Raw genomic sequence first — 590 nt, forward strand, 5'->3', positions numbered from 1 at the left:
GGCGGTGGCGTCCTCCACCATGCGGATGGTGCGGGCGATGGTGTTGTCGGACGCGGCGCGGGTCACGCGGACCCGCAGCACGCCATCCGCATTGATCGATCCGGCGACCACGGCCTCGCCCGGCCCGCGCGAGACCGGAATGCTCTCGCCGGTCACGGGGCTTTCATCCAGCGCCGAAAGGCCCTCCTCGATGAGGCCATCGCAGGGCACCCGGTCTCCGGGTCGCACCAGCACCAGGTCGCCGACCGCAAGCTTGTCGGCCGGAATCTGCTCCGTGCCGCCATCCGCCCGCAGGCGGAGCGCCACACGCGGCATCAACTCCGCCAGGGCGCGGATGCCGGCGCGGGCGCGGCCGGCGGCCACGTTCTCCAGCAACTCACCCACCGCGAAAAGCAGCACAACGACGGCTGCTTCCTCGGCCGCGCCGATGACCGTGGCGCCGGCGGCAGCCGTCACCATCAGCGTTTCGATGGAGAAGGGCGAACCGGCACGGGCCAAGGCCCAGGCGCGCCTGCCGAAGGGCACCAGGGCAATCAGGGTCGCCGCGAGGAACAGCGGGTAGGTCAGGTGCTCCGGCAGGGCGAGCGACA

1 protein-coding gene is annotated in these 590 nt (G+C 72.0%); it reads right to left on the minus strand.

Going from position 1 to position 590, the window contains the following annotated elements:
• On the minus strand, positions 1-590 hold a 590-nt coding region (locus J3S20_RS29955), incomplete at both ends, for a P-type ATPase (RefSeq protein ID WP_456305717.1).

Origin of the sequence: Falsiroseomonas tokyonensis (assembly GCF_019024325.1) — a bacterium.
In the GTDB taxonomy this organism is placed as follows: domain Bacteria; phylum Pseudomonadota; class Alphaproteobacteria; order Acetobacterales; family Acetobacteraceae; genus Falsiroseomonas; species Falsiroseomonas tokyonensis.